Origin of the sequence: Stutzerimonas chloritidismutans AW-1 (assembly GCF_000495915.1) — a bacterium.
In the GTDB taxonomy this organism is placed as follows: domain Bacteria; phylum Pseudomonadota; class Gammaproteobacteria; order Pseudomonadales; family Pseudomonadaceae; genus Stutzerimonas; species Stutzerimonas chloritidismutans.
The window spans coordinates 1-23,098 of record NZ_AOFQ01000014.1 but is presented as its reverse complement, the minus strand read 5'-3'; the positions used below and the strand labels follow the sequence as shown (position 1 = coordinate 23,098).

21 protein-coding genes are annotated in these 23,098 nt (G+C 60.6%); 8 read left to right on the top strand and 13 right to left on the bottom strand.

All coding sequences use genetic code 11. The features are described from left to right. Window positions 1–78: 78 nt before the first annotated feature. Both rraA and ppsA read right to left on the bottom strand, forming a co-directional pair. Window positions 79–567 (bottom strand): ribonuclease E activity regulator RraA, encoded by a 489-nt coding sequence (gene rraA, locus F753_RS29865; RefSeq protein ID WP_023444342.1) that lies wholly within the window; start codon window positions 565–567, stop codon window positions 79–81. A 165-nt stretch (window positions 568–732) separates the two neighbouring features. Next, the gene (gene ppsA / locus F753_RS29860; protein WP_014820313.1) at window positions 733–3,102 is read right to left on the bottom strand and encodes a phosphoenolpyruvate synthase; all 2,370 of its coding nucleotides are present in this window, start codon (window positions 3,100–3,102) and stop codon (window positions 733–735) included. A 154-nt stretch (window positions 3,103–3,256) separates the two neighbouring features. On the opposite strand from ppsA, the gene ppsR reads away from it, so the two are divergent. Continuing rightward, window positions 3,257–4,075 carry a posphoenolpyruvate synthetase regulatory kinase/phosphorylase PpsR gene (ppsR, locus tag F753_RS29855; RefSeq protein WP_023444341.1) on the top strand — a complete coding sequence of 273 codons (819 nt, stop codon included), beginning with the start codon at window positions 3,257–3,259 and terminating at the stop codon, window positions 4,073–4,075. Between the two features lie 92 nt (window positions 4,076–4,167). Here ppsR and prpF read toward each other — a convergent pair whose 3' ends face one another. The 5 genes from prpF to F753_RS29830 form a co-directional block, all read right to left on the bottom strand. Beyond that, the gene (gene prpF / locus F753_RS29850) at window positions 4,168–5,355 is read right to left on the bottom strand and encodes a 2-methylaconitate cis-trans isomerase PrpF (RefSeq protein WP_023444340.1); all 1,188 of its coding nucleotides are present in this window, start codon (window positions 5,353–5,355) and stop codon (window positions 4,168–4,170) included. A 116-nt stretch (window positions 5,356–5,471) separates the two neighbouring features. Next, window positions 5,472–8,075, bottom strand: a complete 2,604-nt coding sequence (gene acnD, locus F753_RS29845) for a Fe/S-dependent 2-methylisocitrate dehydratase AcnD (protein WP_023444339.1) — start codon at window positions 8,073–8,075, stop codon at window positions 5,472–5,474. Window positions 8,076–8,150: 75 nt separating this feature from the next. Further along, a complete protein-coding gene (gene prpC / locus F753_RS29840; RefSeq protein WP_023444338.1) occupies window positions 8,151–9,278 on the bottom strand; it encodes a bifunctional 2-methylcitrate synthase/citrate synthase in 1,128 nt (375 codons plus the stop codon). A 94-nt stretch (window positions 9,279–9,372) separates the two neighbouring features. Further along, window positions 9,373–10,260, bottom strand: coding sequence for a methylisocitrate lyase (gene prpB / locus F753_RS29835; RefSeq protein WP_014820318.1), 888 nt, complete (start codon window positions 10,258–10,260; stop codon window positions 9,373–9,375). Continuing rightward, the gene (locus F753_RS29830; protein WP_023444337.1) at window positions 10,257–10,982 is read right to left on the bottom strand and encodes a GntR family transcriptional regulator; all 726 of its coding nucleotides are present in this window, start codon (window positions 10,980–10,982) and stop codon (window positions 10,257–10,259) included. The genes prpB and F753_RS29830 overlap by 4 nt, the downstream gene beginning before the upstream one ends. Before the next feature lie 266 nt (window positions 10,983–11,248). On the opposite strand from F753_RS29830, the gene rloA reads away from it, so the two are divergent. From rloA to pabB, 4 genes are read left to right on the top strand one after another with little or no spacing between them, the layout of a single operon-like run. Continuing rightward, window positions 11,249–11,785: a retropepsin-like aspartic peptidase RloA gene (rloA, locus tag F753_RS29825; RefSeq protein WP_023444336.1), complete on the top strand. Its 537-nt coding sequence runs from the start codon at window positions 11,249–11,251 to the stop codon at window positions 11,783–11,785. A 5-nt stretch (window positions 11,786–11,790) separates the two neighbouring features. After that, on the top strand, window positions 11,791–13,317 hold the full coding sequence (gene rloB / locus F753_RS29820; protein ID WP_014820321.1) for an osmotic stress tolerance membrane protein RloB: 1,527 nt from the start codon (window positions 11,791–11,793) through the stop codon (window positions 13,315–13,317). Window positions 13,318–13,320: 3 nt separating this feature from the next. Beyond that, entirely contained in the window at window positions 13,321–14,304 is a 984-nt protein-coding gene (locus F753_RS29815; RefSeq protein WP_023444335.1) for an alpha-L-glutamate ligase-like protein, read from the top strand. Window positions 14,305–14,363: 59 nt separating this feature from the next. Then, window positions 14,364–15,710 carry an aminodeoxychorismate synthase component I gene (gene pabB, locus F753_RS29810; RefSeq protein ID WP_023444334.1) on the top strand — a complete coding sequence of 449 codons (1,347 nt, stop codon included), beginning with the start codon at window positions 14,364–14,366 and terminating at the stop codon, window positions 15,708–15,710. A gap of 37 nt (window positions 15,711–15,747) precedes the next feature. On the opposite strand, the gene thrH is transcribed toward pabB, so the two are convergent. Next, window positions 15,748–16,365, bottom strand: coding sequence for a bifunctional phosphoserine phosphatase/homoserine phosphotransferase ThrH (gene thrH, locus F753_RS29805; protein ID WP_003284573.1), 618 nt, complete (start codon window positions 16,363–16,365; stop codon window positions 15,748–15,750). Between the two features lie 192 nt (window positions 16,366–16,557). Here thrH and F753_RS29800 point away from each other — a divergent pair, with 192 nt between their 5' ends. Continuing rightward, window positions 16,558–17,292: a phosphoadenylyl-sulfate reductase gene (locus F753_RS29800; protein ID WP_023444333.1), complete on the top strand. Its 735-nt coding sequence runs from the start codon at window positions 16,558–16,560 to the stop codon at window positions 17,290–17,292. Between the two features lie 72 nt (window positions 17,293–17,364). Here the strand turns inward: F753_RS29800 and cysB are convergent, their stop codons facing one another. Continuing rightward, window positions 17,365–18,339 carry an HTH-type transcriptional regulator CysB gene (gene cysB, locus F753_RS29795; RefSeq protein WP_003300132.1) on the bottom strand — a complete coding sequence of 325 codons (975 nt, stop codon included), beginning with the start codon at window positions 18,337–18,339 and terminating at the stop codon, window positions 17,365–17,367. A gap of 176 nt (window positions 18,340–18,515) precedes the next feature. Then, window positions 18,516–19,472, bottom strand: coding sequence for a putative 2-dehydropantoate 2-reductase (locus tag F753_RS29790; RefSeq protein WP_023444332.1), 957 nt, complete (start codon window positions 19,470–19,472; stop codon window positions 18,516–18,518). A gap of 263 nt (window positions 19,473–19,735) precedes the next feature. On the opposite strand from F753_RS29790, the gene F753_RS29785 reads away from it, so the two are divergent. Then, a complete protein-coding gene (locus F753_RS29785) occupies window positions 19,736–20,812 on the top strand; it encodes a 3-deoxy-7-phosphoheptulonate synthase (protein WP_014820326.1) in 1,077 nt (358 codons plus the stop codon). A gap of 30 nt (window positions 20,813–20,842) precedes the next feature. Here F753_RS29785 and F753_RS29780 read toward each other — a convergent pair whose 3' ends face one another. After that, window positions 20,843–21,136 (bottom strand): GNAT family N-acetyltransferase, encoded by a 294-nt coding sequence (locus F753_RS29780; protein ID WP_014820327.1) that lies wholly within the window; start codon window positions 21,134–21,136, stop codon window positions 20,843–20,845. A gap of 392 nt (window positions 21,137–21,528) precedes the next feature. Here F753_RS29780 and F753_RS29775 point away from each other — a divergent pair, with 392 nt between their 5' ends. After that, window positions 21,529–21,783, top strand: coding sequence for an Lpp/OprI family alanine-zipper lipoprotein (locus F753_RS29775; RefSeq protein WP_003294452.1), 255 nt, complete (start codon window positions 21,529–21,531; stop codon window positions 21,781–21,783). Between the two features lie 63 nt (window positions 21,784–21,846). Here the strand turns inward: F753_RS29775 and F753_RS29770 are convergent, their stop codons facing one another. After that, on the bottom strand, window positions 21,847–22,812 hold the full coding sequence (locus tag F753_RS29770) for a L,D-transpeptidase family protein (RefSeq protein ID WP_023444331.1): 966 nt from the start codon (window positions 22,810–22,812) through the stop codon (window positions 21,847–21,849). A 68-nt stretch (window positions 22,813–22,880) separates the two neighbouring features. Beyond that, window positions 22,881–23,098: hypothetical protein (locus F753_RS29765; protein WP_023444330.1), on the bottom strand; the 218-nt coding region annotated here is incomplete at its 5' end.

The window sequence follows — 23,098 nt, the reverse complement described above, 5'->3', positions numbered from 1 at the left end:
TCCGTTCCATCGCTGGTCATGAAAAGCCCGGCATCGCCGGGCTCAGGAGTTATGGCAGGTACAGCCGTTAGTGGCGGTTCACTCCGGCATGGAAAGCGGCTCAGGAGACACGATAATGCCGTTGTTATCGGCGTATACGTATTCACCGGGACGGAACGTCACACCGCAAAACGTCACAGGAACATTGAGATCGCCAATGCCGCGCTTGTCGGTCTTCATGGGATGACTGGCCAGGGCCTGAACGCCAAGCTCGGTCTGCGCAAGAACATCGACGTCACGAACGCAGCCGTAGATAACCAGACCTTCCCAACCATTGCGTGCGGCTTTCTCGGCAAGCATGTCACCCAGCAGCGCACGACGCAGCGAGCCGCCGCCGTCGACCACCAGCACCTTGCCCGTCCCGTTGACGTCGACCTGGTCCTTGACCAGCGAATTGTCCTCGAAACACTTGATGGTCACGATCTCTCCACCGAAGGAATCGCGACCACCGAAGTTGCTGAATAGCGGCTCTACGACCTGCACCAGCTCGGGATAGGCATCGCACAGATCAGGCGTGACGTATTGCATGGGAAGCTCCTTCTGCTTGGAAATTATGGCGACATCCAGCGTACAGCCATATAGGCGCGCATATTAGCCGCTGGACGCGCCAGGCGGAACGAAATCGCTGGAATGGCGGTTAGCAGCGCCAACAAAAACGGGGCTGACGCCCCGTTTTCGTTACCGACTCAACCGTCAGATCTCGCGGTCGGCGAGGAAGAACCAGGTGTCGAGAACCGAATCCGGGTTGAGGGATACGCTCTCGATGCCCTGCTCCATCAGCCACTTGGCCAGATCCGGGTGATCCGAAGGCCCCTGACCACAGATACCGATGTACTTGCCGGCCTTGTTGCATGCCTGTATGGCGTTGGCGAGCAGCTTCTTCACCGCCGGGTTACGTTCATCGAACAGGTGGGCGATGATGCCAGAGTCGCGGTCCAGACCGAGGGTCAGCTGGGTCATGTCGTTCGAGCCGATGGAGAAACCATCGAAGAACTCCAGAAACTCATCTGCCAGCAGTGCATTGGACGGCAGCTCACACATCATGATGACGCGCAGGCCATTCTCGCCGCGCTTGAGGCCGTACTTCGCCAGCAAATCGATGACCTGCGAGGCTTCGCCCAGCGTGCGGACGAAAGGCACCATCAGCTCAACGTTGGTCAGGCCCATCACGTCGCGGACTTTCTTCATCGCGCGGCACTCGAGCTCGAAGCAGTCACGGAACGAATCGCTGATATAGCGGGACGCACCGCGGAAGCCGAGCATCGGGTTCTCTTCTTCCGGCTCGTACAGCTTGCCGCCGATGAGATTGGCGTACTCGTTCGACTTGAAGTCCGACAGGCGCACGATGACCTTCTTCGGCCAGAACGCGGCGGCCAGGGTGCTTACGCCCTCGACCAGCTTCTCGACGTAGAAGTTGACGGGATCGTCGTAGCCGGCGATGCGCTTCTCCACGCTGCTCTTCACATCTGCGGGCAGACCGTCGAAGTTCAGCAGCGCCTTGGGGTGCACGCCGATCATGCGGTTGATGATGAACTCGAGGCGGGCCAGGCCGACGCCCTCGTTCGGCAGATGCGCGAAGTCGAAGGCACGGTCAGGGTTGCCGACGTTCATCATGATCTTGAACGGCAGTTCCGGCATGGCGTCGATGGAGTTCTGACGAATGTCGAAGCCCAGCTCGCCATCGAAGATCAGACCGGTGTCGCCTTCGGCGCAGGAAACGGTCACGCGCTGACCGTCCTTCAGCAACTCGGTGGCATTACCGCAACCCACGACCGCCGGAATCCCCAGCTCGCGGGCGATGATCGCCGCGTGGCAGGTGCGCCCGCCACGGTTGGTGACGATGGCGCTGGCACGCTTCATCACCGGTTCCCAATCCGGGTCGGTCATGTCGGAAACCAGCACATCGCCCGGCTGAACCTTGTCCATTTCGCTGACGTCGTGGATGACCTTGACCGGGCCGGCGCCGATTCGCTGACCGATGGCACGACCTTCGACCAGCACGGTGCCTTTTTCCTTCAGCAGGTAGCGCTCCATGACATTGGCGCTGCTGCGGCTCTTAACGGTTTCCGGACGTGCCTGGACGATATACAACTGGTTGTCGTCGCCATCTTTGGCCCACTCGATGTCCATCGGACGCCCGTAGTGCTTCTCGATGGTCATGGCCTGCTTGGCGAGGTTGGTCACTTCTTCGTCGGTCAGACAGAAGCGCATGCGATCGGCCTGGTCGACGTCGACCGTCTTGACCGATTTGCCGGCGCTGGCTTCGGCGCCGTACACCATCTTGATTGCCTTGCTGCCGAGGTTGCGGCGCAGGATTGCCGGGCGACCGGCTTCCAGCGTGTGCTTGTGAACATAGAATTCGTCCGGATTGACCGCGCCCTGAACGACAGTCTCACCCAGGCCGTAGGCGCCGGTGATGAACACCACCCCGCGGAAGCCGGATTCGGTGTCCAAAGTGAACATGACACCTGCAGTGCCGGTTTCCGAACGCACCATGCGCTGCACGCCGGCGGACAGGGCAACCAGCTTGTGGTCAAAGCCCTGGTGCACGCGATAGGCAATCGCACGGTCGTTGAACAGAGAAGCGAACACTTCCTTGGTTGCGCGGATCACGTTGTCCACGCCGCGTATATTGAGGAAGGTTTCCTGCTGGCCCGCGAAGGAGGCGTCCGGCAGGTCTTCGGCGGTGGCCGAGGAGCGTACCGCGACCGCCATGTTGTCATTGCCGCCGGACATTTCCGCGAATGCGGTGCGGATGTCGGCATCCAGTTGAGGCGGGAATTCAGCTTCCATCACCCAGCCGCGAATCTGCGCGCCAGCTTTGGCGAGGGCATTGACGTCATCCACGTCCAGCGCATCGAGAAGCGCATGGATCTGCTCGTTGAGACCGCTGAGCTCCATGAAATCACGATAGGCCTGGGCCGTAGTGGCGAAACCGCCAGGCACCGAAACACCCGCGCCTGCGAGGTTGCTGATCATCTCGCCGAGGGAGGCGTTCTTGCCCCCTACACGCTCAACGTCATGATTGCCGAGCTTATCGAGGGAAACTACGTACTCTACCAAGGTGATCTCTCCACATTAGTGTTGGAAACTCAACCGGAGCCTGGCCGCACGACTGTGGCCCGACCCTGCAAAATAAGTAACAATGCCCGCCAACCGGGCTCGGCGAAGGGCCTACTATAGCTGGGAACCGTTCTCGACTTAAGGCCCAAGGCACATGAAACGAACTGCTTTCTTCATTTCTGACGGCACAGGCATCACCGCGGAAACCCTGGGCCAGAGTCTTCTGGCACAGTTCGAGAACATTACCTTCACGAAGCTGACCCGCCCATACATAGACACCGCCGAAAAAGCGCGGGCCATGGTACAGCAAATCAATAATGCCGCGGAAAAGGACGGTGGCCGGCCGATCATCTTCGACACCCTGGTGAACCAGGAAATCCGTGACATTCTGGCCGAATCCAATGGCTTCATGATCGACATCTTCTCTTCCTTTCTTGCGCCGTTGGAACATGAACTGATGTCACGTTCCTCCTACTCCGTTGGTAAATCCCACTCCATCAGCCACAACGCCAATTACATGGAGCGTATCGAGGCGGTTAACTTCGCCCTCGATAACGATGACGGCGCCCGCACTCGCTACTACGACAAGGCGGACCTCATCCTCGTCGGCGTTTCCCGCTGCGGCAAAACACCGACCTGCCTGTATATGGCGATGCAGTACGGCATCCGCGCTGCCAACTACCCCTTGACCGAGGACGACATGGAGCGTCTGCAGTTGCCGAGCGCCCTCAAGGAGTACAAGGACAAACTGTTCGGCTTGACCATCGACCCGGATCGCCTGGCCGCCATTCGCAACGAACGCAAACCCAACAGTCGTTATGCCAGCTTCGCTCAGTGCGAATTCGAAGTCCGCGAGGTGGAAAGCTTGTTCCGCCGCGAGAACATCAACTACATCAACTCTACCCATTTCTCCGTCGAGGAAATCTCTGCAAAGATCCTCGTGGAGAAAGGCGTCGAGCGTCGACTCAAATAAGTGCCGCTTCGCTAGACAACAAAAAGTCCGCTTGGTGCGGACTTTTTGCGTTTTTCAGCCGGAAGAATTCGATTTCCGGCAGTTGAAGCGCATCAGAAAGTGTCACCTGGCACACGTACCCAGCCTTCCATCAGCACGCGCGCGCTGCGGCTCATGATCGCCTTGGTAACGGTCCACTGACCGTCGATCTGCTTCGCCTCGGCACCGACGCGCAGCGTGCCGGACGGATGACCGAAGCGCACCGCCTGTCGTTCACCGCCGCCTGCAGCAAGATTGACCAGCGTACCGGGCACTGCCGCCGCGGTGCCGATGGCCACCGCGCAGGTGCCCATCATCGCGTGGTGCAGCTTGCCCATCGATAGCGCCCGCACGAGTAGATCAACCTCACCGGCTTCGATGGTCTTGCCGGAGGACGCCCGATAGCTTTTCGGCCTGGAAACGAAGGCGACCTTTGGGGTGTGCTGGCGGGTCAGTGCCTCGTCCGCGGTCTGGATCAAGCCCATGCGCAGTGCACCGGCCACACGAATCGACTCCAGACGAGCCAGGGCATCCGGATTGCCGTTGATGTCCTCACGCAGTTCGGTGCCCTGGTAGCCGATCTCCTCGGCATTGACGAAAACCGTCGGAATGCCGGCGCTGATCATGGTCGCCTTGAGCATACCTATGCCGGGAACATCCAGATCATCGACCAGGTTGCCGGTTGGAAACATCGAACCGCCCTCCTCGCCGTCGTCGGACGGATCGAGAAATTCGAGTACGATCTCGGCAGCCGGAAAGGTCACCCCGTCCAGCTCGAAGTCGCCGGTTTCCTGCACTTGGCCATTGGTGACCGGCACGTGGGCAATGATGGTCTTGCCGATGTTGGCCTGCCAGATGCGCACCACACAAATACCGTTCTGCGGAATGCGTTCGGCATCCACCAGCCCGGCATGCAGCGCGAATGCTCCTGCGCCGGTAGACAGGTTGCCGCAGTTGCCGCTCCAGTCGACGAAGGGCTTGTCGATGGAGACCTGGCCATAGAGGTACTCGACGTCATGATCAGGTCGGGTGCTCTTCGACAGAATCACGCATTTGCTGGTGCTGGACGTGGCGCCGCCCATGCCGTCGATGTGTGCCGAGTACGGGTCGGGACTACCGATCACGCGCATGAACAGCTTGTCGCGCGCAGCACCAGGCACCTGGCAGCTTTCCGGCAGGTCCTGCAAGCGGAAGAACACGCCCTTGCTGGTGCCGCCACGCATGTAGGTCGCGGGAATTCTGATCTGGGTTTGATGAGCCATGAGTGAGTCCTGGCTGGAAGATGAATGGGTTGTAGGGTGGATCACGCTTGTCCGATCCACCGCGCGGGCTGGTGCGGTGGATGGAAAAGCGCCATCCACCCTACGAGGACGACCGGTCACGCCTGACCGAGGAAGTCCTTTGCAAAACGCTGCAGTACGCCGCCGGCCTGGTACACGCTGACTTCCGCCGCGGTATCGAGGCGGCAGGTGACCGGAACACGGGTTTCTTCACCGCTCTTGTGGTGAATGACCAAGGTCAGGTCGCAGCGAGGCGACAGCTCGCCTTCGATATCGAAGGTTTCGGTGCCATCCAGGCCAAGGGTCAGGCGCGTGGTGCCCGGCTTGAACTCGACCGGCAACACGCCCATGCCCACCAGGTTGGTGCGATGGATACGCTCGAAGCCTTCAGCGACGATCACCTCGACACCGGCCAGGCGCACGCCCTTGGCCGCCCAGTCACGCGAGCTGCCCTGACCGTAGTCGGCACCGGCCACGATGATCAGGTTCTGCTTGCGGTTCATGTAGGTTTCGATGGCTTCCCACATGCGCATCACCTTGCTTTCCGGCTCGACGCGGGCTAGCGAACCCTTCTGCACCTTGCCATCGACCACGGCCATCTCGTTGACCAGCTGCGGGTTGGCGAACGTTGCCCGCTGCGCGGTCAGGTGGTCGCCGCGGTGGGTAGCGTAGGAGTTGAAGTCCTCCTCCGGCAGGCCCATCTTGGCCAGGTACTCACCGGCGGCCGAGTCCAGCAGGATCGCGTTGGACGGCGACAGGTGATCGGTGGTGATGTTGTCTGGCAGGATCGCCAGCGGACGCATGCCCTTGAGCGTACGCTCGCCAGCCAGCGCGCCTTCCCAGTACGGCGGACGACGGATGTAGGTGGACATCGGACGCCAGTCGTACAGCGGGCTCTTGGCTTCCTCGATGGTGCCCAGATCGAACATCGGGATGTAGATCTGCTTGAACTGCTCAGGCTTGACCGAGGACGCGACGATAGCGTCGATCTCTTCGTCGGACGGCCAGAGGTCCTTCAGGGTGATTGGGTTGCCGTTCTTGTCGGTGCCCAGCACATCCTGTTCGATATCGAATCGCACGGTACCGGCGATGGCGTAGGCGACCACCAGGGGCGGCGAGGCAAGGAAAGCCTGCTTGGCGTACGGATGGATACGACCATCGAAGTTGCGGTTGCCAGAGAGGACCGCGGTGGCATACAGATCGCGCTCGATGATCTCCTGCTGGATCACCGGATCCAGCGCACCGGACATGCCGTTGCAGGTGGTGCAGGCGTAGGCGACGATGCCGAAACCAAGCTTTTCCAGCTCACTCAGCAGACCGGCTTCTTCCAGATACAGTTTGGCGACCTTGGAGCCCGGCGCGAAGGAGGTCTTCACCCAAGGCTTGCGCACCAGACCCAGCTCGTTGGCCTTCTTCGCCAGCAGACCGGCGGCCACCACGTTACGCGGGTTGGAGGTGTTGGTGCAGCTGGTGATGGCGGCGATGATCACCGCCCCATCCGGCAGCAGCCCTTCAGCCTCTTCGGCACGCGCTGCGGCTAGCATGCTGTCATCCGCAATGCCACGCTCGTTCAGCGCCGAGGTCGGCAGGCGCTTGTGTGGGTTAGACGGGCCCGCCATGTTGCGCACAACGCTGGACAGGTCGAACTCGAGCACGCGCTCGTACTCGGCGCCCTCCAATGCGGTCGCCCACAGGCCGGTTTCTTTGGCGTATTGCTCGACCAGCGCAACCTGCTCCGGCTCGCGACCGGTCAGTTTGAGGTAGTCGATGGTCTGCTGATCGATGTAGAACATCGACGCCGTCGCGCCGTATTCCGGGCACATGTTGGAGATGGTCGCGCGATCGCCGATGGTCAGGCTGTCGGCGCCTTCGCCGAAGAACTCGACCCAGGCTCCGACCACACGCTCCTTGCGCAGGAACTCAGTCAGCGCCAGCACGATATCGGTGGCGGTGATGCCCGGCTGACGCTTGCCAGTCAGGCGAACCCCGACGATGTCCGGTAGGCGCATCATCGATGGCAGACCAAGCATCACGGTTTCGGCTTCCAGACCACCCACGCCGATGGCGATCACACCCAGGGCATCGACGTGCGGCGTGTGGGAATCGGTACCCACGCAGGTGTCCGGGAACGCAACGCCGCCACGCGCCTGTATCACCGGCGACATTTTCTCCAAGTTGATCTGGTGCATGATGCCGTTGCCGGCCGGGATCACGTCGACGTTCTTGAAGGCGGTCTTGGTCCACTCGATGAAGTGGAAACGGTCCTCGTTGCGACGCTCCTCGACGGCACGGTTCTTCTCGAACGCATCCGGGTCGAAGCCTGCAAATTCAACCGCCAGCGAGTGGTCGACGATCAGCTGGGTCGGCACCACCGGGTTGACCTTCGCCGGGTCGCCGCCCTGCTCCGCAATCGCATCGCGCAGGCCGGCGAGATCGACCAGCGCGGTCTGGCCGAGGATGTCATGGCAGACTACACGAGCCGGATACCACGGAAAATCGAGGTCGCGCTTGCGCTCGATGATCTGCTTCAGCGAATCGGTCAGCGCTTCGGGCTCACAGCGACGCACCAGCTGTTCGGCCAGGACGCGGGAGGTATAGGGCAGCTTGTCATAGGCACCCGGCTGAATGGCTTCGATCGCCTCACGGGTGTCGAAGTAGTCAAGCCCAGTACCTGGCAAAGGTTTGCGGTGTTCTGTATTCATGCCGGAAGAACTCAATTCAGTAATGTTCTGTGGGGCAAGGTGCGGGGAGCCCGACGACGAGCTCCCTCGCTCCGATCAACGCTGGGCGATCGGGACAACCTTGCGCTGCTCCGGACCGATGTACTCGGCGCTCGGCCGAATGATCCGGTTGTTGCTGCGTTGTTCGAACACATGGGACGCCCAGCCGGTGACGCGCGAGCAGACGAAGATCGGCGTGAACAGCTTGGTCGGGATGCCCATGAAGTGATAGGCGGACGCATGGTAGAAGTCGGCGTTCGGGAAGAGCTTCTTCTGCTCCCACATGGTTTCGTCGACAGCCACCGAGACCGGATAAAGCACGGTGTCGCCCACTTCATCCGCGAGCTTTTCGGCCCAGACCTTGATCACCTCGTTGCGCGGGTCGGAAACGCTATAGATCGCGTGGCCGAAGCCCATGATCTTGTCCTTGCGCTCGAGCATGCCGAGGATCGCTTCGCGGGCTTCTTCCGGACTCTTCCATTGCTCGATCATGTCCATCGCCGCTTCGTTGGCGCCGCCATGCAGCGGACCGCGCAGCGAACCGATGGCACCAGTCACGCAGGAATAGAGGTCGGAGAGCGTCGAAGCACAGACACGGGCGGTAAAGGTCGAGGCGTTGAACTCGTGCTCGGCGTAGAGGATCAGCGAGACGTTCATCACCTTGACGTGCAGGTCGCTCGGCTTCTTGTCGTGCAGCAGCGCGAGGAAATGGCCGCCAAGGGTCTCTTCATCACTGGTGCAGTTGATGCGAACACCGTCGTGGGTGAAGCGATACCAGTAGCACATGATCGCCGGGAAAGCCGCCATCAGCCGCTCGGCCACGTCGCGCTGCTGGTCGAAGCTGAGCTCCGGCTCCAGCGTGCCAAGTACGGACGAACCGGTACGCATGACATCCATCGGGTGGGCGCTTGCCGGAATACGCTCGAGCACTTCCTTCAGTGCCTGCGGCAGGTCACGCATGGTCTTCAGGCGATTCTTGTAATCGGCCAGTTGCTGGGTGTTCGGCAGCTCACCATAGAACAGCAGGTAGGCCACTTCCTCGAAATCACACTCGGCTGCCAGGTCGCGCACGTCGTAACCACGATAGGTCAACCCGGCACCGGTCTTGCCCACGGTACACAGGGCGGTCTGTCCGGCGATCTGTCCGCGCAGGCCCGCGCCGCTCAAAACTTTTGCTTCAGCCATTGCTATCTCCTTCTTGGATTTGTTCTGGATACTGCAAATCACGTTGAAAAATGGATCGCAAAGGCCCCATTGGCAACCCAATGGGGCCTTCTCGTCAGCTCTTCTTCTGAGCGAACAGCGCGTCGAGGTGCTGCTCGAACGTGTGATAGTTGATGCGATCGTAGAGCTCCATGCGGGTTTGCATGGTGTCGATCACGTTCTTCTGCGTGCCGTCACGGCGCAGCGCGGTGTAGACATTTTCCGCGGCCTTGTTCATGGCACGGAACGCCGACAGCGGGTAGAGCACCAGGGAGACGTCGACGCTGGCCAGCTCTTCGGTGGTGTAAAGCGGCGTGGCACCGAACTCGGTGATGTTGGCCAGAATTGGCGCCTGCACGCGGTCGGCGAAGGTCTTGTACATCGCCAACTCGGTGATGGCCTCGGGGAAGATCATGTCGGCACCCGCTTCGATGCAGGCCGCGGCACGATCCAGCGCGGAGTTCAGACCTTCCACCGCCAGCGCATCGGTACGCGCCATGATCACGAAGCTGTCGTCGGTGCGCGCGTCCACGGCCGCCTTGATGCGGTCGACCATCTCCTGCTGCGAGACGATTTCCTTGTTTGGGCGATGGCCGCAACGCTTGGCACCGACCTGGTCCTCGATGTGGATCGCAGCGGCGCCGAACTTGATCATCGACTTGACGGTACGCGCCACGTTGAACGCCGAGGAGCCGAAGCCGGTGTCGACATCCACCAGCAGCGGCAGATCGCAGACATCGGTGATGCGGCGCACGTCGGTCAGCACATCGTCGAGCCCGGTGATTCCAAGATCCGGCAGACCCAGCGAGCCGGCAGCAACGCCGCCGCCGGACAGATAGATGGCCTTGAAGCCGGCACGCTTGGCCAGCAAGGCGTGGTTGGCGTTGATCGCGCCGACGACCTGGAGCGGATGCTCGCTGGCGACGGCGTCACGGAAACGCTGACCGGCAGAAGGAAGAGTCATGCATTACCCCTTTCATGTGGTGTTTGCTCAAGAACGCCCGTGAAGTGACGTTCGACATTGCGCTTGGAAGCGGCGATATGGCGGCGCATCAGCAGCTCCGCCAGTTCGCCATCGCGTTCGGCGATGGCATCGAGAATCCGGTGGTGTTCGGCGAAGGCCTGATGCGGACGGTTCGGCGTGGTGGAGAACTGGATGCGGTACATGCGCACCAGCTGATAGAGCTCGTCGCACAGCAGCTTGGCCAGTGTGCGGTTGCCGCTGCCCTGAATGATCCGGTAATGGAAGTCGAAGTCGCCTTCCTGCTGGTAATAGCCGACACCGGCCTGAAACGCCTCATCGCGCTCGTGGGTGCTCAGTACCCGGCGCAGATCGTCGATTTCCGCCTCAGTCATGCGTTCGGCCGCCAGGCGGCAGGCCATGCCTTCAAGGGATTCACGAATCTCGTAGAGCTCGATCAACTCGGCATGACTGAGCGACACCACCCTCGCGCCAACATGCGGCACGCGGACCAGCAGCTTCTGCCCTTCCAGCCGGTGGATCGCCTCGCGCAACGGCCCGCGGCTTATGCCATAGGTACGCGCCAGCTCCGGCTCGGAGATCTTGCTACCCGGGGCAATCTCGCCTTTGACGATGGCAGCCTGGATCAGACGAAACACGTGCTCGGCCAGCGTGCCACTGTCGAGCTGTTGCGCGGATGAGTGAAGCTCAACGGTATCCAGCATGATTGTCGACAATTCAGGTTTCGATGCGGCGAAAGTACGCCTGCATTGCCGACCAGTCAACAGCCCGCCTACGCAGATTGTCGACACCTTTACTAAAGTCGTAAAAGCGGCAATCTGATCGAGATTAGCTTGAGCCAGGGCAGAGCGCCTTGTAGCGCCGTGAAACCAGCATGCTAGAATGCCGGCCTTTCGCGCCCCCGGCGCTTGCCCGCAATGCCTGTCGCTACTCGATCTCCAGTCATCCCTTCCTTAAGACAACAGGTTCCATGAGAGTAAAAGCCCACTTCCTGCTGTTCTGTACATTACTCCTGCCCGCGATCGGCACCGCTGCCGACAATACGATTTACGGTCTGAACGAACACGTTGGAATCCCTGACTTCAATCTGGAAGTGGACGCCAAGCTCGACACCGGCGCCCAGACCGCGTCGCTCAGTGCGCGTGACATCACCCGATTCAAGCGTGAAGGCGAGTCGTGGGTGCGCTTCTACCTTGCCGTCGACAGCGCCCACGCACACCCCATCGAGCGTCCGCTGGCACGCATCAGCAAGATCAAGCGCCGGGCTGGCGACTATGATCCGGAAGAGGAAAAAACCTATACGGCGCGCCCGGTTATCGAACTCGATCTGTGCATGGGCAAGGCCAAACGCACAATCGAAGTGAACCTCACGGACCGTACCGCTTTCCAATACCCACTTTTGATCGGTTCCGACGCACTCACCCGCTTCGGCGCCCTGGTCGACCCAAGTCGCACCTTTATTGCCGGCAAACCCGGTTGCCTCAACGAATCTGACGCTGACGAGTAATACCCATGCGCGCTCTCACTCTGCATCTGAAAGTCCTGATCTTCATCCTCGTCGCTCTGGGAATTTCGATCACCGCCTACCAGATCTTCATACTGGGCATCCCGGTTACCGAAGACGAAACCGATGACCTGTGGAATATCGACGCCAAGGTCGAGTTCCAGGCCAGCCCACGCGAGCCGGTCAAGCTGCAGATGTACGTGCCGCCACTGAATCAGGAATTCGTCAGCCTCAACGAAAGCTTCATATCCAACAATTACGGCGTCAGCATCAACCGGGCCGATGGCAACCGCCGCGTCACCTGGTCTGCACGCCGTGCGAGCGGAAACCAGACGCTCTATTACCGCCTCGTGCTCACCAAGCGCTACAGCGGTGAGCAGACCAAGGCCACCGGGCCGATCTTCCGCGACAGTCTTCCGGTGGAAGGCGCCGAGAAGATCGCTGCCGAAGCGCTGCTTTCTCCCATTCGCCAGCATTCCGCTGATGTGGAAACCTTCATCAGCGAAGCCATCAAGCGGGTCAACAATCCCAACGATGACAACGTCAAGCTGCTACTGGGCGGCGATGCATCCATCCCGAACAAGGCACGCGTCATCGAATTGCTGCTGTCCATCGCTCACGTGCCGATGGAGCGCGTGCATACCATTCGCCTGAACGCAGACCAGCCGCAAACCCCGGAGCTCTGGCTGCGCAGCTTCAACGGCGACAAGTGGCTGTTCTTCAACCCCGGCACCGGCGAGCAAGGCCTGCCGAATGACCGCTTGGTCTGGTGGACCGGTGACGAGCCGCTGATCAATCTGGAAGGCGGACGCAATCCGCAGGTGACCTTCACGCTCAATAACAGCGAAATGAACGCCATCCGCCTGGCCAAGCTGACCGACGAGAACACCGACGCCGACTTCCTCGAGTACTCGCTGTATGGCCTGCCCCTGCAGACCCAGCAGACCTACCAGATCATGATCATGATCCCGATCGGCGTGCTAGTGATCCTGATCCTGCGCAACCTCGGCGGCCTGCAGACTCTCGGCACCTTCACCCCGGTACTGATTGCCCTGGCGTTCCGCGAGACGCAGATCGGCTTCGGCATCATCCTGTTCACGCTGATCACGGCGCTGGGCCTGTCGCTGCGTTCGTACCTGGAACACCTGAAACTGCAGATGCTGCCGCGCCTCTCGGTGGTACTGACGTTCGTCGTGGTGCTGATCGCCGTGATCAGCCTGCTCAGTCACAAGCTCGGCCTGGAGCGCGGCCTGTCGGTCTCCCTGTTCCCGATGGTGATTCTGACCATGACCATCGAGCGCCTGTCGATCACCTGGGAAGAACGTGGCGGCGGCCATGCCTTCAAGGTGGCGGTCGGCACCCTGATCGCCGCGAGCCTGGCCTTCATGCTGATGAACATTCAGGAGTTGACCTACTTCATCTTCACCTTCCCAGCGGTGCTGCTGATCATGGTGGGCTTCATGCTGGCGATGGGTCGCTACCGCGGCTACCGCCTGACCGAGCTGTTCCGCTTCAAAGCCTTTCTGAAGGATTGAGCCATGTTCGGTCTGATCAAGACGTGGAAGGCCCTCGAGGCCAAGGGAATCATGGGCATCAACCGCCGCAACGCGGACTATGTGCTCAAGTACAACAAGCGCAACCTGTATCCGATCGTCGATGACAAGATCATCACCAAGGAGCGCGCCATGGAGGCCGGCATTCATGTGCCGGAGATGTACGGCATCATCGAAACCGAAAAGGACATCGACAAACTCAAGGATATCGTCAAGGATCACACCGATTTCGTCGTCAAGCCGGCCCAGGGCGCCGGCGGCGACGGCATCCTGGTGATCGCCGACCGTTTCGAAGGCCGCTACAAGACCGTCTCGGGCAAGATCATGACCCATGAGGAGATCGAGCATCAGATCTCCAATATCCTCACCGGGCTGTACTCGTTGGGCGGCCATCGCGACCGCGCACTGATCGAATATCGCGTCACGCCCGACCCGATCTTCAAGAGCATCAGCTACGAAGGTGTGCCGGACATTCGCATCATCGTGCTGATGGGCTACCCGGTCATGGCGATGCTGCGCCTGCCAACCCGTCAATCCGGAGGCAAGGCCAACCTGCACCAGGGCGCCATCGGCGTCGGCGTGGATCTGGCCACAGGCATCACCCTGCGCGGTACCTGGCTGAACAACAAGATTACCAAGCACCCGGACACCACCAACGCGGTGGACGGCGTGCAGCTGCCGAACTGGGATGGCTTCATGAAGCTCGCCGCCGGCTGTTACGAGCTCTGCGGGCTCGGATATATCGGTGTCGACATGGTGCTCGATCAGGAAAAGGGCCCGCTCATTCTCGAGCTGAACGCGCGCCCTGGCCTGAACATCCAGATCGCCAACGACTGTGGGCTAACGCACCGGGCCCATGCAGTCGAGAACCGCCTGGCGGAACTCAAGGAGAAAGGCATCCAGGAAACGCCGGAGGAACGGGTGAAGTTCTCCCAGGAGCTGTTCGGCCATGTCCCGCCCCACGCCTGAATGACGCAAGCCGGGTAGCCCGCGTATCCTCTCGGGCTGCCCCCTCATCGACTCGACCCATGCCCATCTGCACGCTGCATGCCCTGCCCTACCAGGCCGATCCCGCCTATTGGTTCGAGCACATCCGCCATGCCCCAGGGGCGGTGCTGCTCGATTCGGGCAGGCCGAAGGCAGAGCGTGGGCGCTTCGACATTCTCAGTGCCTGGCCACTGGCTGTGCACGAGCCACGCGACGATGAATCAGGGCGTGATTACTTCCACCGTTTGCGCCGGGCGTTGCGCGGACTTGGCTCCGCCGAGCTGCCCGAGAGCTGTGAGCTGCCGTTTGCCGGAGGCCTGATCGGCCTGTTGAGCTACGACTTCGGTGCCCGCCTCGAGACCCTGCCCCAGCGCGCCCTCGACGACAACGGTCTGCCACTGGCGCGTTTCGGCCTTTATGGCTGGGCGCTGATCAGCGATCACCAGAGGCGCACCAGTCAGTTGGTGTTTCACCCAGCAACGACTTCTTCCGAGCAGATGCGACTGATCGCGCTGTTCGATTCAGCCACCACCGTCGAAAGCGCTCCATTCAGGCTGCACAGCCGTTTCGCTGCCGATCTTTCTGTCGACACTTACCGGAACGGCATCGAGCGCATTCAGACCTACATCCAGAACGGTGACTGCTATCAGGTCAATTTCACCCAGCGTTTTCGTGCCGGCTGCTCGGGTGACCCATGGAGCGCCTATCGCGCGCTGCGAGAAGCTTGCCCAACGCCGTACGCCGGCTTCGTCGCACTGGAAGACGGCGCCATTGCCAGCCTCTCGCCGGAGCGCTTCCTGCGCCTGCAGCAGGGCCACGTGGAAACCCGCCCGATCAAAGGCACCCGTCCACGCGGTGCGGACGAGCGCAGCGACGCCGTACAAGCGCAAGCGCTGCTCGCCAGTGACAAGGATCGTGCCGAGAACCTGATGATCGTCGACCTGCTGCGCAACGACCTCGGCCGCAGCTGCCGCATCGGCAGCGTACGCGCTCCGCAGCTGTTCGCACTGGAAAGCTACCCCAACGTGCATCACCTGGTGAGCTGCGTGACCGGCGAATTGGCCGACGGCCACGACGCGTTCGATCTGCTGGCCGGCAGCTTTCCCGGCGGCTCGATCACCGGAGCGCCGAAGATCCGCGCTATGCAGATCATCGACGAGCTGGAACCGACGCGCCGCGCAATCTATTGCGGATCGTTGCTGTACGTCGACGTCAGGGGGGAAATGGACAGCTCCATCGCCATTCGCACACTGCTCATCCGCGATGGGCAAGCCAGCTGCTGGGGCGGCGGTGGCATAATCGCCGACTCGGACTGGCAGGCGGAGTACCAGGAATCGATCGACAAGGTGAAGGTGCTGCTGCAGACACTGGAGCAGCTACCAGGTTGAGGCGACCGACTAAACCAGTCGCCCTAGCGTCACGGCCTTACAGCGCGAGCTTGCGGTTCGATGCCTTGAGGAATTCCTGCTTCAGCTCGTCGAAGGTGTGCACTGCCGGGAACTGCGGAAACTCGGCGATGACGTTGTCCGGCGCATGGAACAGGATGCCAGCATGGGCCTCGCTGAGCATGGTGGTGTCGTTGTAGGAATCGCCCGCGGCAATGACGCGGTAGTAGAGGCTCTTCAGCGCAATGACCGACTGACGCTTGGGGTCCTTCTGACGCAGCTGATAGTCCACGACGCGATCGGTTTCGTCAGTGATCAGGCGGTGACAAAGCAGCGTCGGGAACCCCAACTGGCGCATCAGCGGCTGCGAGAACTCGTAGAAGGTGTCGGACAGGATCACCACCTGGAAGCGCTCGCGCAGCCAGTCGACGAACTCAGGTGCGCCTTCCAGTGGCTTCAGCGTCGCAATCACCTTCTGGATGTCGGCGAGCTTCAGGCCGTGCTCATCGAGGATGCGTAGGCGCTGCTTCATCAACACGTCGTAGTCGGGAATGTCCCGCGTGGTCGCCCGGAGCGATTCGATTCCGGTGGCCTCGGCAAAGGCGATCCAGATTTCCGGAACCAGCACACCTTCCAGGTCGAGACAGGCTATTTCCACGGGGCCACTCCTCAATGCAGAAAATTGAAGGCGGCACTCTAACGGCAGCTCGCCACCGAAGCAACGCAAGGCTTATACCCGAAGCAGCTGATCTGAGTGCCTAAACGTTATTTAGCGGCATAAACGCCTTTTGCTACCATCCGCTGCCTCAGAGCGCCGAAGCGCCAATGCCATCTATAAGGAAGCCGCCCGATGAGCCCCTCTATCGACGTCGCCGCGTTGGCCACAGCCTACGCCGAGAAATCCCCGCAAGACGTTCTAAAGCTCGCCTTCGACCTGTTCGGCGATGATCTGTGGATTTCCTTCAGTGGCGCCGAAGACGTCGTGCTGCTGGACATGGCCTGGAAGCTGAACAAGAACGTCAAGGTGTTCACCCTTGATACCGGGCGACTGCATAGCGAAACCTACCGTTTCATCGAGCAGGTGCGCGATCACTACGGTATTGCCATCGAAATCATGACCCCCGATCCGGCATTGCTGCAGCCACTGGTAAATGAAAAGGGCCTGTTCAGTTTCTATCGTGACGGTCACGGCGAATGCTGTGGAATTCGCAAGATCGAGCCATTGCGACGCAAACTGGCCACCGTCCGCGCCTGGGCTACCGGGCAGCGCCGCGATCAGAGCCCCGGCACACGCAGCCAGGTATCGGTGCTGGAGCTGGATATGGCCTTCTCCACAGCGGATAACGCGCTGTACAAGTTCAACCCGTTGGCGCAGATGACCAGCGAGGAAGTCTGGGGCTACATCCGCATGCTGGAAATCCCCTACAACAGCCTGCACGAGCGCGGTTTCATCAGCATCGGCTGCGAGCCCTGCACCCGCCCGGTACTGCCCAATCAGCACGAGCGCGAAGGACGCTGGTGGTGGGAAGAAGCCACTCACAAGGAATGCGGGCTGCATGCCGGCAATCTGATCGCCAAGAACTGAAACTTAGCCAGGGCCGGCAGCGAGCAACGATAAAAGGACAGCAGGCTGGGCTCCCGGCGTGCTCGGCATGGCTCAGTAAGTCGGCAGTTCCATGCCGTCGAACAGCTCATCCAGTTCCGCCTTGTTACGGCACTGGATCGCCTTCTCCAGCATGTCCCTATCCAGGTGCGGGGCAAACTGCTGGATGAAGTCGCACATGAAGCCGCGCAAGAAGGTGCCGCGGCGGAAGCCGATCTTGGTCACACTGGATTCGAACAGCTCGCTGGCATCCAGTACAACCAGATCGGAGTCGAGCTTGGAATCCACAGCCATTCGCGCAACGATCCCGACACCCAGCCCAAGCCGCACATAGGTCTTGATCACGTCGGCATCGGCGGCGGTGAAGACCACTTTCGGCGAAAGCCCGCGATGCCCGAACGCCTCGTCGAGCTTGGAACGGCCGGTGAACCCGAATACGTAGGTCACGATCGGATGCTCGGCGAGTGCTTCGAGCGTGAGCTTTTCGAGCTTTGCCAGCGGATGCCCCTGAGGCACGATCACACAACGGTTCCAGCGATAGCAGGGCATCATCACCAGATCACCGAACAACTCCAGCCCTTCGGTGGCAATGGCGAAGTCGACGGTGCCGTCGGCGGCCATCTCGGCGATCTGCATCGGCGTACCCTGGTGCATGTGCAGGGAAACGTCAGGGTATTGCTTGATAAAGCTGCTAATAACCTGGGGCAACGCGTAGCGCGCCTGGGTATGGGTGGTGGCGATGCTCAGGGTTCCCTTCTTTTCGTTGGAGAACTCCTGAGCGATCTGCTTGATGCTCTCGCATTTGCGCAGGATCTCGCCTGCCGTCGTGATGATGCGCTCCCCCGCTGGCGTGACACGGGTCAGATGCTTGCCGCTGCGGGCGAACACCTCGACGCCGAGCTCGTCTTCCAGCAGTCGGATCTGCTTGCTGATCCCGGGTTGCGAGGTGAACAGACTCTGCGCCGTTGCCGAAACGTTGAGGTCATGGTGCGCCACTTCCCAGATGTAACGCAGTTGTTGAAGCTTCATAGAAATCCCTCAAGGCAAAGGCACCACTGCGCCTGCCGCAACACTTATAACCTTATGAACGGTGCGCCAACGGATGATAGATGTTCCGCCTGGCGTTTGCTGTGCGACCTTTGGTCTGACTCGCCGCGACTGCCGTTGAGCTTAGCAGCGCGGCGAAAATCGGGCCCGGCGTTTGCTCAGCCGCCAGTGCGCTTCTCCAGAAAACGCAACAGGTGATACAACATCTCCGTCCTGGGCATCGAAACGCCAGCCTGCGCTGCGGCAGCGAGCGGTGCCGCATAGATCGCTTCAAGCTCCATCGGCCGGTTCTGAAAACGATCGTAATACATGCTGGGCAGGTAATCGGGCATACGCGCAGTGCCCATCATCAGCTTCTCCGGAAAGTCTTCCGGCAGCGAACAGCCCAGCGCGTGCGCCGCCGTGCAGACCTCTTGCATGATCGCCTTGACCTGCGCGCGCGAGTGATCGCTACTGAGCAGTGACTCGGTGCCCGCGTCGAGCAACGCCGACAGCCCGTTGAACGGGACATTCCACACCAGCTTCATCCAGCGCGCCTGTGCCAGGCTGGGCATCGGCGACGAGTCCACGCCTGCCTGACGGAACATCTCGACCATCGCGTTCAGCAACGCAAGTTGTGCCTGCTCGTCGCCGCCGGCCGGTCCAGAGTGGTAACCGAGATTCACCCCGCCCAGTGCCTGATGCTCCACCACGCCGGGCGCCGAGCGATGGGCGCAGATCGCACACAAGCCACCGAGCAGATGCACGGTATCAAGGAGCAATGGCCTGATGGCATCTTCCACCCCCAAACCGTTCTGCAGCACCACGACCTTGCAATCAGGAGCGGCTAGCTGCGCGATGATCGGCGCGAGTGCATCATTGCTGGTGCTTTTGGCACCGACCAGCAACCAGTCGCACGCCGGCATCTTTGCCGCATCGCGATAGACCTGCGGCCGCTCCAACAGCAACGATCCATGAACGGCACTGTTCACCTGTAAGCCGCGCTCGCACACCGCGGCGTATTCGCTACGCAAAAGAAAGTGCACATCGTAGCCGGCACGCGCCAGCATCAAACCGTAAAAACCGCCGATGGCACCGGTGCCGATGATGCCGATACGTGGACTCGCTGCAGACATAAGCACTCCAGATCAGGGGACCGGCTGCGCTCGCCGCGCCAACCGGTAAAAGGTCGAACGATAGCAGTCCGGCACGCAACGTCCCAGCGACTAGCGTGGCAGCGTGAAGGGTACGCAAGCGGCAAGCCTCAATAGGCCATCAATCTCGTTGTCGAGTGCGGCCTTTAGCGATAAGGTTCCGTTTCCCCGCTGCGCCCTCAGGCTGTGTTCCGCCGCACCGGGATCGCTGGCGGACGGCTCCCGTGATTCCTGACGAGTAACAAATGGCTGATTTACCAATCGACGACCTTAACGTTGCCTCCAACGTGACCCTCATCACGCCGGAGCAACTGAAGCGTGAAATTCCGCTGACCGCCTCGGCACTGCAGACCGTCTCCCACGGGCGCCAGGTGGTACGCGACATTCTCGACGGCAAGGATCACCGCCTGTTCATAGTGATCGGCCCTTGCTCCATTCACGATCTGAAGGCCGCCCACGAGTACGCCGAGCGTCTCAAGGTGCTGGCAGAAAAGGTGTCCGACAGCCTCTTCCTCGTCATGCGGGTGTATTTCGAGAAGCCGCGCACCACCGTCGGCTGGAAAGGCCTGATCAACGATCCGTATATGGACGACTCGTTCAAGATCCAGGACGGGCTGCACATCGGTCGCAAGCTGCTTCTCGACCTTGCCGAGATGGGTCTGCCCACCGCGACCGAAGCGCTCGATCCGATTTCGCCGCAATACCTGCAGGACCTGATCAGCTGGTCGGCGATTGGCGCACGAACAACCGAATCCCAGACGCACCGCGAGATGGCCTCGGGCCTGTCCTCCGCTGTCGGCTTCAAGAACGGCACCGACGGCAGCCTGACCGTGGCAATCAACGCCCTGCAGTCGGTTTCCAGCCCGCACCGCTTCCTCGGCATCAACCAGTCCGGCGGCGTCTCCATCGTCACCACCAAGGGCAACAACTACGGACATGTGGTCCTGCGCGGTGGCAACGGCAAGCCCAACTACGACTCGGTCAGCGTCGCGCTGTGCGAGCAGGATCTGAAGAAGGCGGGCATCCGCCCCAATGTGATGATCGACTGCAGCCACGCGAACTCCAACAAGGACCCTGCCCTGCAGCCGTTGGTAATGGACAACGTCGCCAATCAGATTCTGGAAGGCAACAACTCCATCGTTGGCCTGATGGTGGAAAGCCACCTTGGCTGGGGTAACCAGTCCATTCCGAAGGATCTGAGTGATCTCAAGTACGGCGTATCGATCACCGATGCCTGTATCGACTGGGAAACCACCGAGAAAGCGGTGATGAGCATGCACGACAAGCTAAAGGACGTACTGCCAAGACGGCAGCGCGACTGAAACGAAAAACGCCGGTCTCCCGGCGTTTTTTTATGGGGTCGGTTCCACCCTGTCCGAGGTCGGTCGATTGCGCTCGATGTAACGTTCGACATAGGAACACGACGGAATCACCTGGTACCCCTCGCGCTCGGCATATTCGAGCGCGTGCTGCGTCAGCACAGCAGCGATGCCTCGCCCACGCAGCGCATCCGGAACGAAGGTCCGGTACATGTCCAGCGTCTGCTTGCCCAAATCCATATAGGCCAGATAGGCACAATGACCGTCGATCACCGCCTCGAAGCGATGCCCCGCCAGGTCATGGTGAACACGCACCGTATCGCTCATTTTGACTCCTCAGCAGGATTGCCCTGTCTTCTTGTTCTCGATCACGCTGCGGTCCATGACGCAGAACTGGCAGCCGAAACATACACAGGTGTCTTTTCTACCTGTTTCGCATCCGTTCGAACAGCCTCAGCTGATCAATATTTGTGCGCGGCATTGAAGGAACTTTCGATCAAACAGAAGATCAGGCAACTATGAGTGCATGTATTCCCGGCGAACACTGGATGTTTTTTATCCAACTTTCGCAAAGGGGTGGTAAAGCAAAAGGCCATTTGAAAAAAAACCTGTGGCTCCGAGGCTCGCTCCGTTTACTTAAGCTAAGTTCTAGGTAGTATGTGCGCGCAAACTTTCCATAACGGAAGTTGCTTATGGATTTCCACCTTAAGGGGAACAAGATGAACAACGTTCTGAAATTCTCTGCTCTGGCTCTGGCCGCAGTTCTGGCTACCGGTTGCAGCAACAGCATGACCAAAGAAAGCGAAGCTCGCCTGACCGCGACCGAGGACGCCGCTGCCCGCGCCCAGGCTCGCGCTGACGAAGCGTACAGCAAGGCCGACGAAGCTCTGGCCGCCGCTCAGAAGGCTCAGCAGACCGCTGACGAAGCCAACGAGCGTGCTCTGCGTATGCTGGAACGCGCCAGCCGCAAGTAAGCTTGTAGAAATAAAAAAAGCCGACCTTCGAGGTCGGCTTTTTTTATGCGCGCAGATCAGTAGTCAAAACAACTGGTCTTCCTGTACGGCCACTTCCGTACGTTGTTCGGCAATCTGGATCGGCAGGCCGTCCTCGCCGGCGATGATCTCCCGCACCATTTCCCAGTCGAGATGCAGCTTGCCTGCAGCATCGTCACGCTTGAGTAGCGTATTGATGACGACGGCGTGCTTGTCCATCAAAGTGAGCGCTTGCTGATCCTCCTCTTCCAGCGGCGCATGGGCCTCGAGATAAACCTTGCCTTCGCTCACGCCGAATTTGTAGGGCTCATCGACGATGCGGACCGGCGTCCCCACCTTCACCATCTTCGCCAGCTCCAGCACATTGTGGTTGAGCATGCGGAAGCAACCGTGACTGACGCGCATGCCAATACCGAACTTCTTGTTCGAGCCATGAATAAGGTAGCCAGGCAGCGCCAGACTCATCTTGTACGGCCCCAGCGGGTTATCCGGCCCCGGCGGCACCACCTTCGGCAGCGGGTCGCCATCAGCGGCGTGCTCGTCACGGATGGACTGCGGAGGGTACCAGGCGGGGTTGCTGGTCATTGCCGAAATCCGCGTATTACCAACCGGCGAGCCCCAACCCTCGCGACCGATTCCGAGGGGGAAGGTGTGCACAACGTTCTGGCCTTCCGGGAAGTAATAAAGGCGGTACTCGGCAATGTTGATCACCACGCCTTCACGCGGGCCCGGCGGCAGAATGAAACGGGTCGGCAGAATGATGTCCGTGCCCTCGCCTGGCAGCCAGGGATCGACGCCCGGGTTTGCCGCTACCAGCTCCAGATAGCCAAGGTCATGGGTTTCACCGATGGCCGCGAAGGTGTCTTCGTACTTGGCCTTGATCACCTGGATCTGACCGACTATGTCGTCGCCTTCGGGCGGCAGCGGCAGCTCGAGCGCCGCGCTGGTGCCTGCTGAAAGCAAAGCAGCGAGTGACAAACAGGAGGCGACTGCAAACGCGCGCGAGAGCATTCAGAAAATCCTTGAGAACTTGGTGTGATGGAATGGTGCGATTGTACGTGAACCGGGCTAAACGTGAGCTACCAGGCAGCGGTGGCAGACGGAAGGCCCTTGCGTCGCGCCTCAAGCAACTGCCTGCAGTTCGGGCATAGCTGTCGGTCCTTCAGCGTGGCGCGCTCGAGCTCCCTCCAGCGAGGCTGCGCAGGCAGCAGACCGCCACACAGGGTACGGTCGGCATTGCCGCTCAGCTCAAGCTGGCGCAACGCCAGGTGCAGTCGATTCTCGCGGCAGGGGGACA

Bases quoted from the DNA above. Each gene is read 5' to 3' on its own strand.
- rraA (WP_023444342.1), bottom strand. From the start codon at position 567: ATGCAATACGTCACGCCTGATCTGTGCGATGCCTATCCCGAGCTGGTG.
- ppsR (WP_023444341.1), top strand. From the start codon at position 3,257: ATGAAACGAACTGCTTTCTTCATTTCTGACGGCACAGGCATCACCGCG.
- prpF (WP_023444340.1), bottom strand. From the start codon at position 5,355: ATGGCTCATCAAACCCAGATCAGAATTCCCGCGACCTACATGCGTGGC.
- acnD (WP_023444339.1), bottom strand. From the start codon at position 8,075: ATGAATACAGAACACCGCAAACCTTTGCCAGGTACTGGGCTTGACTAC.
- prpC (WP_023444338.1), bottom strand. From the start codon at position 9,278: ATGGCTGAAGCAAAAGTTTTGAGCGGCGCGGGCCTGCGCGGACAGATC.
- prpB (WP_014820318.1), bottom strand. From the start codon at position 10,260: ATGACTCTTCCTTCTGCCGGTCAGCGTTTCCGTGACGCCGTCGCCAGC.
- F753_RS29830 (WP_023444337.1), bottom strand. From the start codon at position 10,982: ATGCTGGATACCGTTGAGCTTCACTCATCCGCGCAACAGCTCGACAGT.
- rloA (WP_023444336.1), top strand. From the start codon at position 11,249: ATGAGAGTAAAAGCCCACTTCCTGCTGTTCTGTACATTACTCCTGCCC.
- rloB (WP_014820321.1), top strand. From the start codon at position 11,791: ATGCGCGCTCTCACTCTGCATCTGAAAGTCCTGATCTTCATCCTCGTC.
- F753_RS29815 (WP_023444335.1), top strand. From the start codon at position 13,321: ATGTTCGGTCTGATCAAGACGTGGAAGGCCCTCGAGGCCAAGGGAATC.
- pabB (WP_023444334.1), top strand. From the start codon at position 14,364: ATGCCCATCTGCACGCTGCATGCCCTGCCCTACCAGGCCGATCCCGCC.
- F753_RS29800 (WP_023444333.1), top strand. From the start codon at position 16,558: ATGAGCCCCTCTATCGACGTCGCCGCGTTGGCCACAGCCTACGCCGAG.
- cysB (WP_003300132.1), bottom strand. From the start codon at position 18,339: ATGAAGCTTCAACAACTGCGTTACATCTGGGAAGTGGCGCACCATGAC.
- F753_RS29790 (WP_023444332.1), bottom strand. From the start codon at position 19,472: ATGTCTGCAGCGAGTCCACGTATCGGCATCATCGGCACCGGTGCCATC.
- F753_RS29785 (WP_014820326.1), top strand. From the start codon at position 19,736: ATGGCTGATTTACCAATCGACGACCTTAACGTTGCCTCCAACGTGACC.
- F753_RS29780 (WP_014820327.1), bottom strand. From the start codon at position 21,136: ATGAGCGATACGGTGCGTGTTCACCATGACCTGGCGGGGCATCGCTTC.
- F753_RS29775 (WP_003294452.1), top strand. From the start codon at position 21,529: ATGAACAACGTTCTGAAATTCTCTGCTCTGGCTCTGGCCGCAGTTCTG.
- F753_RS29770 (WP_023444331.1), bottom strand. From the start codon at position 22,812: ATGCTCTCGCGCGCGTTTGCAGTCGCCTCCTGTTTGTCACTCGCTGCT.